The organism is Neobacillus sedimentimangrovi (assembly GCF_010614825.1).
Classification (GTDB): Bacteria; Bacillota; Bacilli; order Bacillales; family Cytobacillaceae; genus Neobacillus; species Neobacillus thermocopriae.
Map to the genome: position 1 here is coordinate 57,692 of NZ_JAAFZF010000006.1, position 14,367 is coordinate 72,058.

The window sequence follows — 14,367 nt, forward strand, 5'->3', positions numbered from 1 at the left end:
AGATAACTTTAAATATATGTGCTTCAGACATTGTTGCTGCGATAAAGTTTGTTCACATGCTTGACCTTATTACTTTCCACACAGGTTCCTTCACATACATCTTCTTATTTCAAAGATTGCTCCTCCATATTCATATCTTTGTTTATTAAAACATTCAAATAATTATTTGAACTTTAGATTAGTAATTGAATATAAAAAATAGCATTTGGTTATTGACAAAAAGATTGTCCTTGTCATAAAGTATTGGCATATAAAAATAGTTTTGGATTAGGGAAACTTTTTAAGAGGAGGTAAAAAAATGGCAGAAAAAAAAATTTCTCGGCGAGATATTTTAAAAATTGGAACTACTGGTGCACTTGGTATCGCAGGAAGTATTTATCTAAATAAAATAGCACCGTTTTCAAATGTAGTTCATGCGGAAAATCATCAATCAAATCACTCTGGAAATCACACAAACATGCATGAAACAACAAAAACTGAAGGCTATATGATGGCTGAACGTCTCCTTACAGAATTTGACTACGGAAAAGTTTCAAAACTTTCAGACGGCCGAACACTAAGGGAATATCAAGTAGTAGCTGTTGATAAGGAAATTGAAATTGCCAAAGGAATTAAATTTCCTGGGTGGACTTATAATGGGACCATTCCAGGGCCAACATTTCGCTGTACCGAAGGGGATCTTTTACGGTTTCATTTTATTAATCAAGGAAGTCACCCCCACTCTATCCATTTTCACGGTATTCATCCACCTGATATGGACGGAATAACACCTATTGCCCCAGGTCAATCATTCACCTATGAATTTGAAGCAAGGCCGTATGGTTTACAACTATATCATTGCCATGTTCTTCCTCTGGCCCGACATATTCACAAAGGGTTATACGGAAACTTTATTATTGATCCAAAGACACCTAGGGAACCAGCTTTAGAATTGAATATGGTTATGAATGGTTTTGACTTGGACCTAGACGGTGCTAATGAATTTTATACGGTGAATGGTTACGCATTTGCCTTTATGAACCATCCCATCAAAGTCAAGAGGGATGAGCTTGTACGAATCTATTTAAGCAATTTAACGGAATTTGATTTAGTAAACTCTTTTCATTTACACGGCAACTATTTTACCTATATTCCAACAGGTAGAAATGAAAACCCATCACAGTTTACAGACACCATCATGCAATGTCAGGGTGAACGCGGGATTATTGAAGTCCGTTTTCCATACAAAGGAAAATATATGTTTCATGCTCATGTTAGTGAATTTGCTGAGCTTGGTTGGATGGGATTCTTTGAGGTTGAATAGAGGGGAGTGCAAATAATGAGGAAATCAAAATGGTTTATTGCCCTACTAATTCCACTAGTTCTTTTACTATTGGTATTGGGATGGGTGTTAAAAAATGGAGCTGGCATTAAACAGAATCCTGCTGCTCCCATTGAAGTGTTGAATGTTGAACGGATTAAAATTGTACCTTCAGGATTTGAGATAGATGTAAGTAATACTGGCCCAGAAACTTTGAAAATTTCTCAAGTAATTGTTGATGATTCAGTATGGACTTTTTCAATGACACCAGATACAACACTAAATCGTTTTGAAGATGCTAGGGTAAAAATTAATTATCCATGGGTTGAGGGTGACCCCCATACCATTCTTTTCATCTCTGAAAATGGAATTATAACAGAGGCAGTCATTGATGCAGCAACATTAACTCCTGAATTTTCTTGGGATAATGTGCTAAATTACGGATTAATAGGATTTTATGTTGGAATTGTTCCGATTACTCTAGGACTTTTATGGTATCCATTTATGAAGCGTTTAAAGAAAAGCTCGATTAATGCCATTCTTGCACTTACAATTGGTCTCCTCCTATTCTTATTTTTTGGAACGTTATTTGATGGTTTTGAAATTGGAGCAGAAGCACCATCTGTCTTCCAAGGAAACATGGTAGTAATTATTAGTACCGTCCTTTCTTTTCTCCTATTGATTGGCTTTGACCAGTACCAACAACAAAAGCAAAAACGCAATGGATATTCACCACTAGGAATTGCTTTATTAATGGCAACAGGGATTGGACTTCATAATTTGGGTGAAGGATTGGCGATTGGTTCTTCTTTTGCACTTGGTGAAGCAGCATTAGGTACGTTTTTAATAATAGGTTTTACTCTTCATAATATTACAGAGGGGATAGGAATTGCTGCCCTATTATTAAAAACTAAACCAAAGATTAGCCAATTTGTTTTATTAGGCACGATTGCAGGTGCACCTGCTATTTTAGGAACTTGGTTCGGTGGATTTATCTTTTCACCCATTTGGGGTGCAGTATTTTTAGGTATTGGTGCAGGTGCAATATTACAGGTAATCTTCGTCATTTCCAAAATGCTTATGGAAGATCACAAAAAGAATAATGAACCTTTCGTTTCGTGGCTGAATTTCGCTAGTTTTACAATCGGAATATTACTCATGTACTTTACATCACTTTTTGTTAAATTTTAAGTACTAATTGGTGTTAAATTAATTAAGAAAGGTTTCGATTCGCACAGATAAACAAATTTCATTTTGACTATTCTGTATAAATATTTGATTTAGAAAAAGTATCGAATCTAATTAAAAGTATGATCTTAAAATTATATTTCAATCAGAACTATCGTCCGAGATTTACCACAATCATTAAGTTTAATCAAGGATAAAAAATCTTGGTAAGGAAATTGATATTAACGAGTTTGTTACCTGAATCAATAGTAGAAATGGTGGTTCAAAGAAGAATTACAAAAGATATATTAGGAGGGAAACTATGCTACAAAACATCGGAATTCCAGGTTTAATACTCATTGTAATGCTAGCTCTTATTATATTTGGCCCTTCCAAACTACCTGAAATTGGAAGAGCATTTGGATCTACACTTAGGGAATTTAAACAATCAACAAAAGGAATAATTGATGATAATCACGAAAAATAAATACGATATTATATAAAAAAGGTGGTTCATCGTGTCTGAGACGATAATCCACCTTTTTTGATTTTATCCTAATTCATTATTATTTTCAGAAGCTATTACCGTTTTAGCAATTTGATTCAACTTTATGTATGGTGGAGACGGCGGGACGTGTGTTTCCATGCTTTCGCAATGGCACTGACTATATCTTGAACCTGTGCATGAACAGGTCCTCCGGCGTATTATGCGAAACATAAATTTACCTCATTAGGTAGAAATTTCGCATCCTAGTACTACCACCTTATTGTGGCAGCCTATGAGTCGATACACGGCTGTTGGATTACTCCACATACCGCTCGGCATTGCCATATCACTTTTTTCAAGTGACTTAGGTTTCACCGATAAAGCCGGATTTTCACTTATGTGTTACCACATAAGGCGACTAATCATTAATCGAACCCGCGTCCAAAGATATCGCCACTTAAGCTTCTACGAGTGTAGTCGATATATTCAGTTTCGCTGAGTCTTTTGCCTATCGACAGGCGTCCGATCAGCTAGCCTGATTGTTCTCTTCCTTCATCCTCAGGCGGTGGAATCCGGCGTAGCCTGCTATCGATGAGTCCGCTACCCTACCACACAGGCGATGGAGGGGCGAACAGCTGCGTTAAATTAGGCAGCTAAAGAAAGTTGTTTGTTGCCAGTTATTGGCTTTGACGTTTTTACGAGGCCGATCCCCTCGACTCGCAACTTAAGCTCGAACTACCCCTGTCGAATCCGTAGCGTCCCCATGATAATAATTAAAGACGTTTTCGGAAACTGGCATGAAGTTTTTGAGCTAAGTTTATGTCACTCATCTTAGCGACAAGTTTATTATAACAACATCATCGATATTTTTCAATTGTAAGTATCTGTAAGAAACACCAAACTTACAATTTACATTTTTTGACGCTCGCGAAAAGCACGCTCGATTTCACGTTTCGCTTCTTTTTGCTTTAAGGCTTCCCGTTTATCGTAGTTCTTTTTACCTTTGGCAAGACCAAGCAACACTTTGCAAAAACCATTTTTTAAATAAAGTTTTAATGGAACTAAAGAGTATCCTGCTTCTCTTGTATCACCATACAGTTTCAGAATTTCACGTTTATGCAGCAATAGCTTGCGGTCTCTTAATGGATCATGGTTGTAACGGTTTCCCTGTTCATACGGACTGATATGCATACCAATAAGGAATACTTCTCCATTGTGAATTCGGGCATAAGAATCTTTCAAGTTCACTTTACCTGCGCGAATCGACTTGATTTCAGTACCTTGAAGGACAATGCCAGCTTCGTATGTTTCCTCGATAAAATAATCATGGTATGCCTTTTTATTTTGGGCGATTACTTTTCCTTCACCTTTTGGCATGATGTTCACCTCGTTTACGTGTCCATTTTAACAGAATGGTCATTTTAGAACAATGATTTTAATTAGTTAGTTGATAGAGAACGGTTGCTGTTGTAGAGACATTTTCTATCCTAGCATTTTGTCTCAAATAACTAACCATTTTGATTTCTAACACATAATCCTTGTTTGCTTTTCAGTCCTAACCTTAACAACAAAAGAGAGCCTGCAAGCTGGCCCTCCATTATTATCGACGTTTTTTTCGTTTAGTGCTTTTAGATTTTGGAACGTTCTCGTAAAATTTGCGTTTCTTTTTGGATTTACTACCATTGCCCGATTTGTGTTGGCCTTCTTGGTTACGAGCGCCCTGCTTATTTCGGCGCGGCTTGCTTGTATCACTACCTGTTTTAATGACCTTCGGCACATCTGGTCTATTCCTGCGGCGGCTTCCTTTCATACCAACGATTTCAAAATCAATGGAGCGTTCGTCTTTGTTGACATTTACCACACGAACAGTAATTTCATCTCCAATTCGGAATACATTTCCCGTCCGCTCACCAATCATCGCATAATGACGCTCATCAAATCGGTAATAATCATCTGTCATATAGCTAACATGCACGAGACCTTCAATTGTATTCGGAAGTTCGACAAACATCCCAAAATTGGTCACAGAGCTGATAATACCATCGTAAACTTCACCAATCTTATCGGCCATAAATTCCGCTTTTTTCAATTCATCTGTTTCCCGTTCGGCTTCCACGGCACGGCGTTCCATTTTAGATGAATGTTCCGCAATGGCTGGAAGCTGAGCGTTCCATTTCGCTCGTGTTTCTTCATCTAGCTTACCTTCAATAATATAGGTGCGAATTAACCGATGAACGATCGTATCCGGATAGCGGCGAATCGGTGAGGTAAAGTGGGTATAAAACTGGGTTGATAACCCAAAATGTCCCAAACTTTCCGGATCATATTTTGCCTGCTGCATGGAACGCAGCATTACCGTTGATACAACCATCTCCTCTGGTTTACCTTGCACCTCTTCAATAATTTCCTGAAGTGCCCGTGGATGTACGTTATTGGCCGTTCCTTTTACAATATAGCCAAAATTAGTGATAAACTCAAAAAACTTCCTCAGTTTGTCTTCTTTCGGATCTTCGTGTATACGATAAATGAAAGGCACATCCATCCAATGGAAATGCTCTGCGACTGTTTCGTTCGCCACTAGCATGAATTCCTCAATCAGCCGTTCCGCTACAGAACGTTCGCGCAGGATGACGTCGGTCGGTTTTCCTTCTTCATCCACTAAGACCTTTGATTCTTTAAAATCGAAATCAATCGCACCACGCTTCATACGTTTTTGGCGGAGAATGGATGCCAGTTCCTCCATTAATTCAAACATAGGGACAAGCGATTCATATCTTGCACGGGTCTCTTCATCTTTATCGACAAGGATTCGGTTTACATCATGATACGTCATCCGTTCGGTTGTTTTAATCACACTTTGAAAAATTTCGTGTGATACTACTTGGCCGTCTGGATTAATTTCCATTTCACAGGATAACACCAATCGGTCCACCTTTGGATTTAACGAACAGATCCCATTGGATAACCGATGAGGGATCATCGGAATCACCCGGTCTACCAAATACACACTTGTCGCCCGCTCTGCCGCCTCCCTATCAATCGGAGTTCCTTCTTTTACATAATAGCTAACATCCGCAATATGTACGCCCAGTTTGTAATTGCCGTTATCTAACTTTGAAACCGTAACTGCATCGTCCAAATCCTTGGCATCGGCACCGTCAATCGTTACTATGATCTCATTGCGGAGATCGCGGCGGTTCGCCAATTCACTTTCATCAATGATATCAGGCACCTGGTTCGCCTGCTCTAATACATCATCTGGAAACGAAAGCGGCAAACCGTGTTTATGTATAACGGAAAGGATGTCGACACCTGGGTCATTTTTGTGCCCAAGAATCGAAATGACTTCTCCCTCGGCACTTTTTCTTCCCTCTGGATAAGAGGTAAGCTTGACAACGACTTTATGACCTTCAACAGCTCCTTTAGAAGCATTTTTCGGAATAAAAATATCGCTTGTAAATTTTTTATCATCAGGTATGACAAAGCCAAAATTCTTGCTTTCAACATACGTTCCAACAATTTGTTGGATGCCGCGCTCAATAATTCGGATGATGCTTCCTTCGCGGCGCTGGCCAGTACTTTCAGATGAAACACGGACTAAAACAGTATCCCCATGCATGGCATTATTTGTTTCTGTTGGGGGAATAAATATATCATCCATTCCTGGCTCATCTGGAACAACAAACGCAAATCCTTTCGCATGTCCGGTTAATTTGCCACGAATTAAGTTCATTTTTTCAGGCAAACCATAGCGGTTGGCACGTGTCCGTACGACCAAACCCTTCTCTTCCATTTGAACAAGCGCTTTGACAAAATCTTTAAAATCAGCCGAATCCTGAATGCCAAAAGCTTCTTCTAATTCTTGAACGGTCAATGGTTTGTATGTCTCATCCTTCATAAATTGCAAAAGGCGATCGACATGCTTTTGAATATTATTTTCCAAGTTAATCCCTCCTTTTCAGGATTTTATTCACGCCAATCCAGCTTTTCTAAAAAGGTATATATATCCTCGTGTAGCTGCTCCTTTTCTTTATCCAGTGTGATGACATGACCGGATTCTTCATACCATTTGATTTCCTTCATCGTAGATTCAATATTTTCATAAATAATATTGGCGCTTTCCGTGTTAATCATGTGATCGTGACGGGCTTGTACGACGAAGGTTGGTGCATAAATCATATCTACATTATCACGAACCTCCGCAATTAAATCTTGGAGAGCTTTTAACGTATTCATTGGCGTTTTTTTAAACTCGTTCATTTCCTTTTCGATTTGCTCGTCCGATTTTCCTTCCCGCTTTTTAAATTCCCGGGCATATTGAAGCACACCTTGGTACATGACTTCTTCACTTTTAATATGCATTGGCGCACACATGGTTACAATTCCCTTTATAGGTACAGTGTAACCCAATTTCAAAGAAAATACGCCGCCTAGAGAAAGACCAGCCACTGCAATTTCTTCATGGCCCTTATTTTTTAAAAATTGGTATCCTTCCATGACATCTTGCCACCAGTCTTCAGGGCCGGTATGAACAAGCTCCTCTGGCGGTACACCATGCCCCTTATAATGTGGCGCATGGCAAGTGTAGCCTTTTTTTTCAAGAAAACGGCCTAGCATCCGAACGTCTGAGGAATTTCCAGTAAAACCGTGCAGTAATAACACCGCACGACTTCCTCCTTCAAAAGTAAATGGTTTTGGCATTGCTATCTTCATAATAAAACTCCTTTAATCCAAAAATCTCACTATTCCTTAGTTTAAGCAAACCAGATATGAACATTCCATTAAAACGCCTTATTATGAGGCAAAATAAAAAACCTAGCGTTATTGGCCAGGTTTTGACTCTTTATGATTAAATTTCGAAATACGTAACCGCAAGTGTAAGCAAGAAGAACAATACCGCTAACACGATCGTAATACGATGCAATATTAGATCGATTCCCCGCGCTTTTTGCTTACCAAAAAGGGTTTCTGCCCCGCCGGAAATGGCACCGGATAAACCAGCGCTTTTACCTGATTGAAGTAAGACTATAATGATTAATGCAACACTTATAATGACTAATAAGGTAATTAATAATGTATGCATGAAAGGCCACCTCCTAGAACGTACAATAAACATTATTTTAAATTTACCATATTCTAACCGGTTTCACAATACACGAGTATTGGTAGACAGTTTTTTGTTCTCACATACTACGGTTCTTTATTTCCTTATCCTTTTTATTGAATCGCCATTGGATCATTAACATCCACCAAAAAAAGATATACAGGATCATCAATAAACATATCCAAGACCATAATTCCCCACGAAGTAAGGACGTCAACCAATATTCCCACTCATTTTGGTCTAATCGATTCATACTATTTAATGCAACCATCACTATAAATATAGGTATTAATAAAATTGTCATGACCGAATATCTTCGTTTAATTAGATTTTCAACACTGGCAACTATCGCGGCTATAAACGTTATAAAGAAAAATCCATAATATATAACCCAAATCCATGTATCTAATGTTGGACCCATACTAATTATCCCCTTTTTTTAAAATAAAAAAGTCTTGAAGCTTGTGTTCCTTTTCAGGTGTTTTGAGTTGTCCAATTTTTTTAAATTTTTCAATATTAAATACCCCAATTATTCCATGTCCCGTCTTATTATAACTCGTAGTTACCTGCGACATAACATACAAATAAGTTCCATTAAATTTAGCCCTCATATAAGGAAAATTAAAAGTTTTATATTTAAGTACCTTAAAATTTTCGTCCAATATAACAAGTCCTGTATATCCTTTATCATAATAACTAACAAAAAGCTTATTATGATAGGTATGTAGCTGGTCAAATGATAATAATTTATTATTTATATCAATATAATCAACATTAAAGGACTCTTTCTCAATTATAGTTAGCCTTTTTTCAGTTGAAATAACTAAATTATTATTAAAAATCAGCATGTCACTAGCGTGATTTTGTTTAATAGGAATTTCTTTAATAACCTGCTTTGAACTTTTACTTATAACATAAACCACTGATCTTTCTTCCTCAATAATGTCACCAAATAAATAAATATATTGCTCATCATGGGTTGCATTAATTATTAATGGTTTAAATATTAATTTAAACTGTTCCCCCCTAATATTAATTAAAATAGAGTTTTCTGTGGTACTAGTATTCAATGATAATATCTCTATGTCTTTCTCCTTTACAATAAAGTTTAAAGGTTGCCCAATTTCGACCTTATTTTGCTTATACCCATCCTGTTCAATTTCAAATAGAGAATTGCCAAGATTTGACCATAAAATAATATTTTTATTATTACTATTTTCATCAATGTAAAATAATCCATTTTCTTCAATTAAAACTTCATGTTCAATTTGTTTTTCTTTGGTTTTTAATAGATATGATTTTTTATTAAAAGGATGGGAGTAAAGAAGAAGTAAATCATTGGGAACAATTCCATTACTGGTTTGGTCAAAAAACTTCTCTTCTATATTCATACTCTGATATACCGGCTCATCTGTTTGATTATTAAAGTATCCCACTTTTTTGACAATAAAGTATGAAAAAAAAAATAATACAATAAAAATGCTAATATATATATATAATTTCTTAAATCGTAAATTCATGTAATCACTCCCATTGAAAATAATAAGAGCATAAAATTAAACTATTATGCTCTTATTATAAGAAAATACAAATAAATTTATCGAGAAGCAAATGTAATTGTCTGTGAATCCTGGTCAATATCACCTGGTGTCACAAGAACACCACCATCATCGTCAAGATCAAATCCAGCTTGATACCATGCTTTCCAAACTAATAAAGAACAATACCAGTAAGAATCTTGATACTTCCCATATGCAACACTATAAGGATCGCCATGCTGTAATCTCGCATAATACTCTGCATAGTCATAATCTGCGCCATCGGCACCTGATACCCATAATCCTTTCCAAGTGGTAAAACGAGACTTCCAATTGTTAGTATAATATCTAACACCAGCATTTGGCCAAGCTTCAATTACATAGGAATTATCCCATCTAACTATGGCAGCGTGGCCATGATTCCATCCAGAAGTTTTATTATCATAAGTAATTAGAATATCTCCGTTGGTTCCAAGAGCATTACTAGAAGAAAGTGTCGAATATTCACCTTGTACTGTATCACTGGAGTTCATAACCTGCTCATATTTTTCAGGAGCATGTTTCTTCATCCATTTAAGCTCTTTCTCAACTTTTTTTAGATTTACCTTCTCAGTTTTGGTTTTTTCTCTCAAGGCTTCAGTTTCTGGAATTTTTTGTTCAAGTTCAATCTTGATCTCTTCCTGCTCACTGCTTCCATTAGTTGAAGCCTCTACTACACCTCCTACTCCTCCTAATAACATTAATGTACAACTCGTTGATGCTAAAAACCTTTTTAACCGCATTTTCATCCCCCCTAATTTTGGATACACATAAAAAATTCTATAAGTTTATTTAGTCCCCTTTATTGTCTAAGTTGGGAAAATTTTTAAACCCTGGAAAATTAGATAACCTCATCAATCATTTACACCAACTTTCCCCAAACAAGTGGGGAAATAAAAAAATTGCCTTAACAAAATTGAAAAAGGCACCCAATCCCTAGGGATGGATGCCTTTTATTATATTCATTCCATTATTTTTTTAAGTTGTAAAAAGATTTAATTCCATTGTATTGAGCTGTTTCACCAAGTTGGTCTTCAATACGTAGTAATTGATTGTATTTCGCCACACGGTCTGTACGAGATGGCGCACCAGTTTTGATTTGACCAGCGTTCGTTGCTACTGCAATGTCAGCGATTGTGTTGTCTTCCGTTTCACCAGAGCGGTGTGAAATAACTGCAGTATAGCCAGCGCGTTTCGCCATTTCGATTGCATCAAATGTTTCTGTAAGAGTACCGATTTGGTTAACTTTGATAAGGATGGAGTTACCAACGCCTTTTTCGATACCTTCAGCAAGTTTTTTCGTATTTGTAACGAATAGGTCGTCACCAACTAATTGAACTTTTTTACCAATACGTTCTGTTAATAACTTGTGGCCTTCCCAGTCGTTTTCATCTAATCCGTCTTCAATGGAAATGATTGGGTATTTGTTTACTAACTCTTCATACCATGCAACCATTTCTTCTGAAGTTTTCACTTTGCCTTCTCCAGCAAGGTGGTATTTGCCATCTTCTTTGTTGTAAAGCTCAGAAGAGGCAACGTCCATAGCAAGCATTACTTCTTCGCCTGGTTTGTAACCTGCTTTTTCAATCGCTTCAATAATTGTTTGTAAGGCTTCTTCGTTTGAACCTAAGTTTGGAGCAAAGCCACCTTCATCACCAACAGCTGTGTTAAGGCCTTTGCCTTTTAGAACAGATTTTAAGCTATGGAAAATTTCCGCGCCCATGCGAAGTGCTTCTTTAAAGCTTGGTGCACCAACAGGCATAATCATGAATTCTTGGATATCCACGTTATTATCAGCGTGCGCACCACCGTTAAGGATGTTCATCATTGGCACTGGAAGTTGTTTAGAGTTTACGCCACCAAGGTATTGATACAATGGAATATCTAAGTAGTTTGCTGCTGCGTGAGCAACGGCCATGGAAACACCAAGAATAGCGTTTGCTCCTAATTTTCCTTTATTTTCAGTTCCGTCTAATTCAATTAACGCTTTATCGACAGCTACTTGATCAAGAACGCTGTAGCCATCTTCTACAAGCATTGGTGCAATAATGTTATTTACATTTTCAACCGCTTTTAGAACACCTTTTCCAAGGTAGCGCTCTTTATTTCCATCACGAAGTTCAACAGCTTCATATTCACCAGTAGATGCACCGCTTGGTACTAAAGCACGGCCAAAGGCACCGGATTCTGTAAATACTTCTACCTCAACTGTAGGGTTACCGCGGGAATCTAATACTTCACGTGCATAAACATCAACAATAAATGGCATTTTTTCATCTCTCCTTAACAAAGTTTTTAAAGGTTCATTTAGACGGAATCATCGCTGAATTATCGATCTCTTTCAAGTAAACGATTCTTCCGTTTTTCTAATTTTATAATCGAATTTCGCTACAAAGCGACTTAATCATTACTTAATTAAAGATTTTCCAGTCATTTCAGCAGGCTGCTCAAGATTAAGAAGGTCTAACATGGTTGGAGCTAAATCTCCTAAGATTCCATCTTCACGTAGCTCAAGACCTGGTTTGGTGATAATCACCGGTACAGGATTGGTTGTATGAGCTGTCATTGGTTTTCCATCAAGGGTCACCACTTCATCTGCATTCCCATGGTCAGCAGTAATAATTGCTATACCACCTTTTTCTAGAATCGCATCTACCACTTTTCCTAAACACTCATCCACCGCTTCAACAGCTTTGATGGTTGGCTCAAGCATTCCGGAATGACCGACCATATCTGGATTAGCATAGTTTAAGATGATGGCATCAAACTTATCTTGTGCAATTTCTGAAAGCAGTGCATCTGTTACCTCGTAGGCACTCATTTCAGGTTTCAGATCATAAGTCGGTACTTTTGGTGAATTGATCAAGATGCGTTCCTCGCCAGGGAATTTCTCCTCACGTCCGCCACTCATAAAGAATGTTACATGAGGATATTTTTCTGTTTCAGCAATGCGCAATTGCTTTAATTGATTTTGTGACAATACTTCCCCTAATGTGTTATCAAGGTTTGTTGGTTTAAAGGCAACATAACCATCAACTGTTTCACTGAAATGGGTTAAGCATACAAAAAATAAATGGTTCGGATGCTTTGGTCCACGGTCAAAGGAACGGAAGTCCTTGTTCGTAAAGGTGTTGGAGATCTGAATGGCACGGTCAGGACGGAAATTATAGAAAATAACCGCATCATCATCTTTAATTGTCGCAACCGGTTCACCATTCTCTTTTACCATTACCGATGGAATGACAAATTCATCAAAAATTCCGTGAGCGTAGGAATCCTCTACTACCTCTAATGGGTTTGTATACGTTGGACCCTCGCCATAAACCATGGCACGGTAAGATTTTTCAACACGTTCCCAGCGTTTGTCACGGTCCATGGAATAGTAACGGCCCGAGATAGTGGCAAATTCGCCTACTCCATACTCCTTCATTTTGTCCAGTGTTTGCTGAATATATGTTGGTGCTGTTTGCGGGCCAACATCACGGCCGTCAAGGAATGCATGAACATAAACTTTCTCTACGCCTTCCTCTTTTGCAAGCTTTAAAAGAGCAAACAGATGGTTAATGTGGCTATGTACTCCGCCATCTGATAATAAACCGAACAAATGAAGGCTAGTGCCATGTTTCTTTACATGCTCCATTGCCCCAAGGAAGGTTTCATTTTTTTCAAATTCTCCTTCACGGATCGCAATGTTCACACGTGTTAAGCTTTGGTACACAATCCGGCCAGCACCGATATTTAAATGGCCTACTTCCGAGTTCCCCATTTGTCCTTCTGGTAGACCAACTGCTTCTCCGCAAGCTGTTAAATGGGTATGTGGATAGGTGTTCCAGTACCGGTCGAAATTTGGCTTTTTCGCCTGAGCAACAGCATTCCCTTTTTGCTCAGCTCGGCAACCAAAACCATCTAGAATGATAAGGGCAACAGGAGCTTTACTCATTTTGTCCCGCCCCCAATAATTGTAGGAATGATTGTGGCTCAAGGCTTGCACCGCCGACTAATGCGCCGTCAATATCCGGCTGAGCCATGTATTCTTTAATATTTTCAGGTTTAACGCTACCACCGTATTGAATACGGATTGCTGCTGCCACATCTTCAGAAAATGCTTTCGCTACGACTTGGCGAATATGAGCACAAACCTCATTAGCATCAGCAGCTGTCGAAGATTTACCTGTTCCGATAGCCCAGATTGGCTCGTAAGCAATAACCGTTTGTTTCGCTTGTTCTTCAGTCAATCCGTTCAATGCTTTTTCAATTTGTGAAGCGACAAGGTTCATTGTTTCACCTTGTTCACGTTGCTCTAATGTTTCACCACAACAAACAATAGGAGTTAACCCATGTTTGAATGCTGCAAGCACTTTTTTGTTGACTGATTCATCGGTTTCATTAAACATTTCACGGCGCTCAGAGTGTCCGATAATCACGTATTGAATACCAAGGTCAGCAAGTGCTACCGGGCTGATCTCACCAGTAAAAGCACCTTTTTCTTCAAAGTGCATGTTTTGTGCACCAATTTTCACATTGCTGCCGTTTGTCGTTTCAACAAGACTTTGTAAGAATAATGCAGGAGCACAAATAACGGAATCCACTTTGTCCGCATCAGGTACAAGCCCCTTTACTTCTTCCGCAAAGCTCTTCGCTTCAGAGAGCGTTTTATGCATTTTCCAGTTACCTGCAATAATCGGTTTACGCATGCTGGAACATCCTTTCATGGTGGAGTATAACGCATGAA

13 protein-coding genes and 1 other RNA gene are annotated in these 14,367 nt (G+C 38.1%); 3 read left to right on the forward strand and 11 right to left on the reverse strand.

The features are described 5' to 3' along the window. Positions 1–298 precede the first annotated feature (298 nt). The 3 genes from GZA11_RS04195 (at position 299) to GZA11_RS04205 (ending at position 2,954) form a co-directional block, all read left to right on the forward strand. Entirely contained in the window at positions 299–1,303 is a 1,005-nt protein-coding gene (locus tag GZA11_RS04195) for a multicopper oxidase domain-containing protein (protein WP_163182999.1), read from the forward strand. A gap of 15 nt (positions 1,304–1,318) precedes the next feature. Further along, entirely contained in the window at positions 1,319–2,491 is a 1,173-nt protein-coding gene (locus tag GZA11_RS04200) for a ZIP family metal transporter (RefSeq protein ID WP_163183001.1), read from the forward strand. Between the two features lie 298 nt (positions 2,492–2,789). Further along, positions 2,790–2,954, forward strand: coding sequence for a twin-arginine translocase TatA/TatE family subunit (locus GZA11_RS04205; RefSeq protein WP_081905084.1), 165 nt, complete (start codon positions 2,790–2,792; stop codon positions 2,952–2,954). Between the two features lie 426 nt (positions 2,955–3,380). Here GZA11_RS04205 and ssrA read toward each other — a convergent pair. From ssrA to tpiA, 11 genes are all read right to left on the reverse strand, one after another. Beyond that, positions 3,381–3,709: a transfer-messenger RNA gene (gene ssrA, locus GZA11_RS04210) on the reverse strand. A gap of 154 nt (positions 3,710–3,863) precedes the next feature. After that, positions 3,864–4,331 carry an SsrA-binding protein SmpB gene (gene smpB, locus GZA11_RS04215; RefSeq protein ID WP_038537216.1) on the reverse strand — a complete coding sequence of 156 codons (468 nt, stop codon included), beginning with the start codon at positions 4,329–4,331 and terminating at the stop codon, positions 3,864–3,866. A 223-nt stretch (positions 4,332–4,554) separates the two neighbouring features. Further along, entirely contained in the window at positions 4,555–6,897 is a 2,343-nt protein-coding gene (rnr, locus tag GZA11_RS04220; protein ID WP_163183003.1) for a ribonuclease R, read from the reverse strand. A 23-nt stretch (positions 6,898–6,920) separates the two neighbouring features. Next, positions 6,921–7,667, reverse strand: a complete 747-nt coding sequence (locus GZA11_RS04225) for an alpha/beta hydrolase (RefSeq protein WP_163183005.1) — start codon at positions 7,665–7,667, stop codon at positions 6,921–6,923. Positions 7,668–7,803: 136 nt separating this feature from the next. Continuing rightward, a complete protein-coding gene (gene secG, locus GZA11_RS04230) occupies positions 7,804–8,037 on the reverse strand; it encodes a preprotein translocase subunit SecG (RefSeq protein ID WP_038537224.1) in 234 nt (77 codons plus the stop codon). 100 nt (positions 8,038–8,137) lie between these two features. Further along, a complete protein-coding gene (locus GZA11_RS04235) occupies positions 8,138–8,479 on the reverse strand; it encodes a hypothetical protein (protein ID WP_038537227.1) in 342 nt (113 codons plus the stop codon). Between the two features lies 1 nt (position 8,480). Beyond that, entirely contained in the window at positions 8,481–9,578 is a 1,098-nt protein-coding gene (locus tag GZA11_RS04240; RefSeq protein ID WP_163183007.1) for a hypothetical protein, read from the reverse strand. Between the two features lie 77 nt (positions 9,579–9,655). Continuing rightward, on the reverse strand, positions 9,656–10,378 hold the full coding sequence (locus GZA11_RS04245; protein ID WP_144242968.1) for a distant relative of cell wall-associated hydrolase-like protein: 723 nt from the start codon (positions 10,376–10,378) through the stop codon (positions 9,656–9,658). A gap of 227 nt (positions 10,379–10,605) precedes the next feature. Continuing rightward, the gene (gene eno / locus GZA11_RS04250; RefSeq protein WP_038537239.1) at positions 10,606–11,904 is read right to left on the reverse strand and encodes a phosphopyruvate hydratase; all 1,299 of its coding nucleotides are present in this window, start codon (positions 11,902–11,904) and stop codon (positions 10,606–10,608) included. Positions 11,905–12,042: 138 nt separating this feature from the next. Next, a complete protein-coding gene (gpmI, locus tag GZA11_RS04255) occupies positions 12,043–13,575 on the reverse strand; it encodes a 2,3-bisphosphoglycerate-independent phosphoglycerate mutase (protein ID WP_163183008.1) in 1,533 nt (510 codons plus the stop codon). Continuing rightward, entirely contained in the window at positions 13,568–14,329 is a 762-nt protein-coding gene (gene tpiA, locus GZA11_RS04260; RefSeq protein WP_163183010.1) for a triose-phosphate isomerase, read from the reverse strand. Before tpiA ends, gpmI begins: the two co-directional genes overlap by 8 nt. Positions 14,330–14,367: the final 38 nt, after the last annotated feature.

What these genes read in the sequence shown, in the direction of transcription:
- GZA11_RS04240 (WP_163183007.1), bottom strand. Translation starts at nt 9,578, where the DNA reads ATGAATTTACGATTTAAGAAATTATATATATATATTAGCATTTTTATT.
- secG (WP_038537224.1), bottom strand. Translation starts at nt 8,037, where the DNA reads ATGCATACATTATTAATTACCTTATTAGTCATTATAAGTGTTGCATTA.
- smpB (WP_038537216.1), bottom strand. Translation starts at nt 4,331, where the DNA reads ATGCCAAAAGGTGAAGGAAAAGTAATCGCCCAAAATAAAAAGGCATAC.
- tpiA (WP_163183010.1), bottom strand. Translation starts at nt 14,329, where the DNA reads ATGCGTAAACCGATTATTGCAGGTAACTGGAAAATGCATAAAACGCTC.
- GZA11_RS04235 (WP_038537227.1), bottom strand. Translation starts at nt 8,479, where the DNA reads ATGGGTCCAACATTAGATACATGGATTTGGGTTATATATTATGGATTT.
- GZA11_RS04195 (WP_163182999.1), top strand. Translation starts at nt 299, where the DNA reads ATGGCAGAAAAAAAAATTTCTCGGCGAGATATTTTAAAAATTGGAACT.
- GZA11_RS04245 (WP_144242968.1), bottom strand. Translation starts at nt 10,378, where the DNA reads ATGCGGTTAAAAAGGTTTTTAGCATCAACGAGTTGTACATTAATGTTA.
- gpmI (WP_163183008.1), bottom strand. Translation starts at nt 13,575, where the DNA reads ATGAGTAAAGCTCCTGTTGCCCTTATCATTCTAGATGGTTTTGGTTGC.
- GZA11_RS04205 (WP_081905084.1), top strand. Translation starts at nt 2,790, where the DNA reads ATGCTACAAAACATCGGAATTCCAGGTTTAATACTCATTGTAATGCTA.
- GZA11_RS04200 (WP_163183001.1), top strand. Translation starts at nt 1,319, where the DNA reads ATGAGGAAATCAAAATGGTTTATTGCCCTACTAATTCCACTAGTTCTT.
- eno (WP_038537239.1), bottom strand. Translation starts at nt 11,904, where the DNA reads ATGCCATTTATTGTTGATGTTTATGCACGTGAAGTATTAGATTCCCGC.
- GZA11_RS04225 (WP_163183005.1), bottom strand. Translation starts at nt 7,667, where the DNA reads ATGAAGATAGCAATGCCAAAACCATTTACTTTTGAAGGAGGAAGTCGT.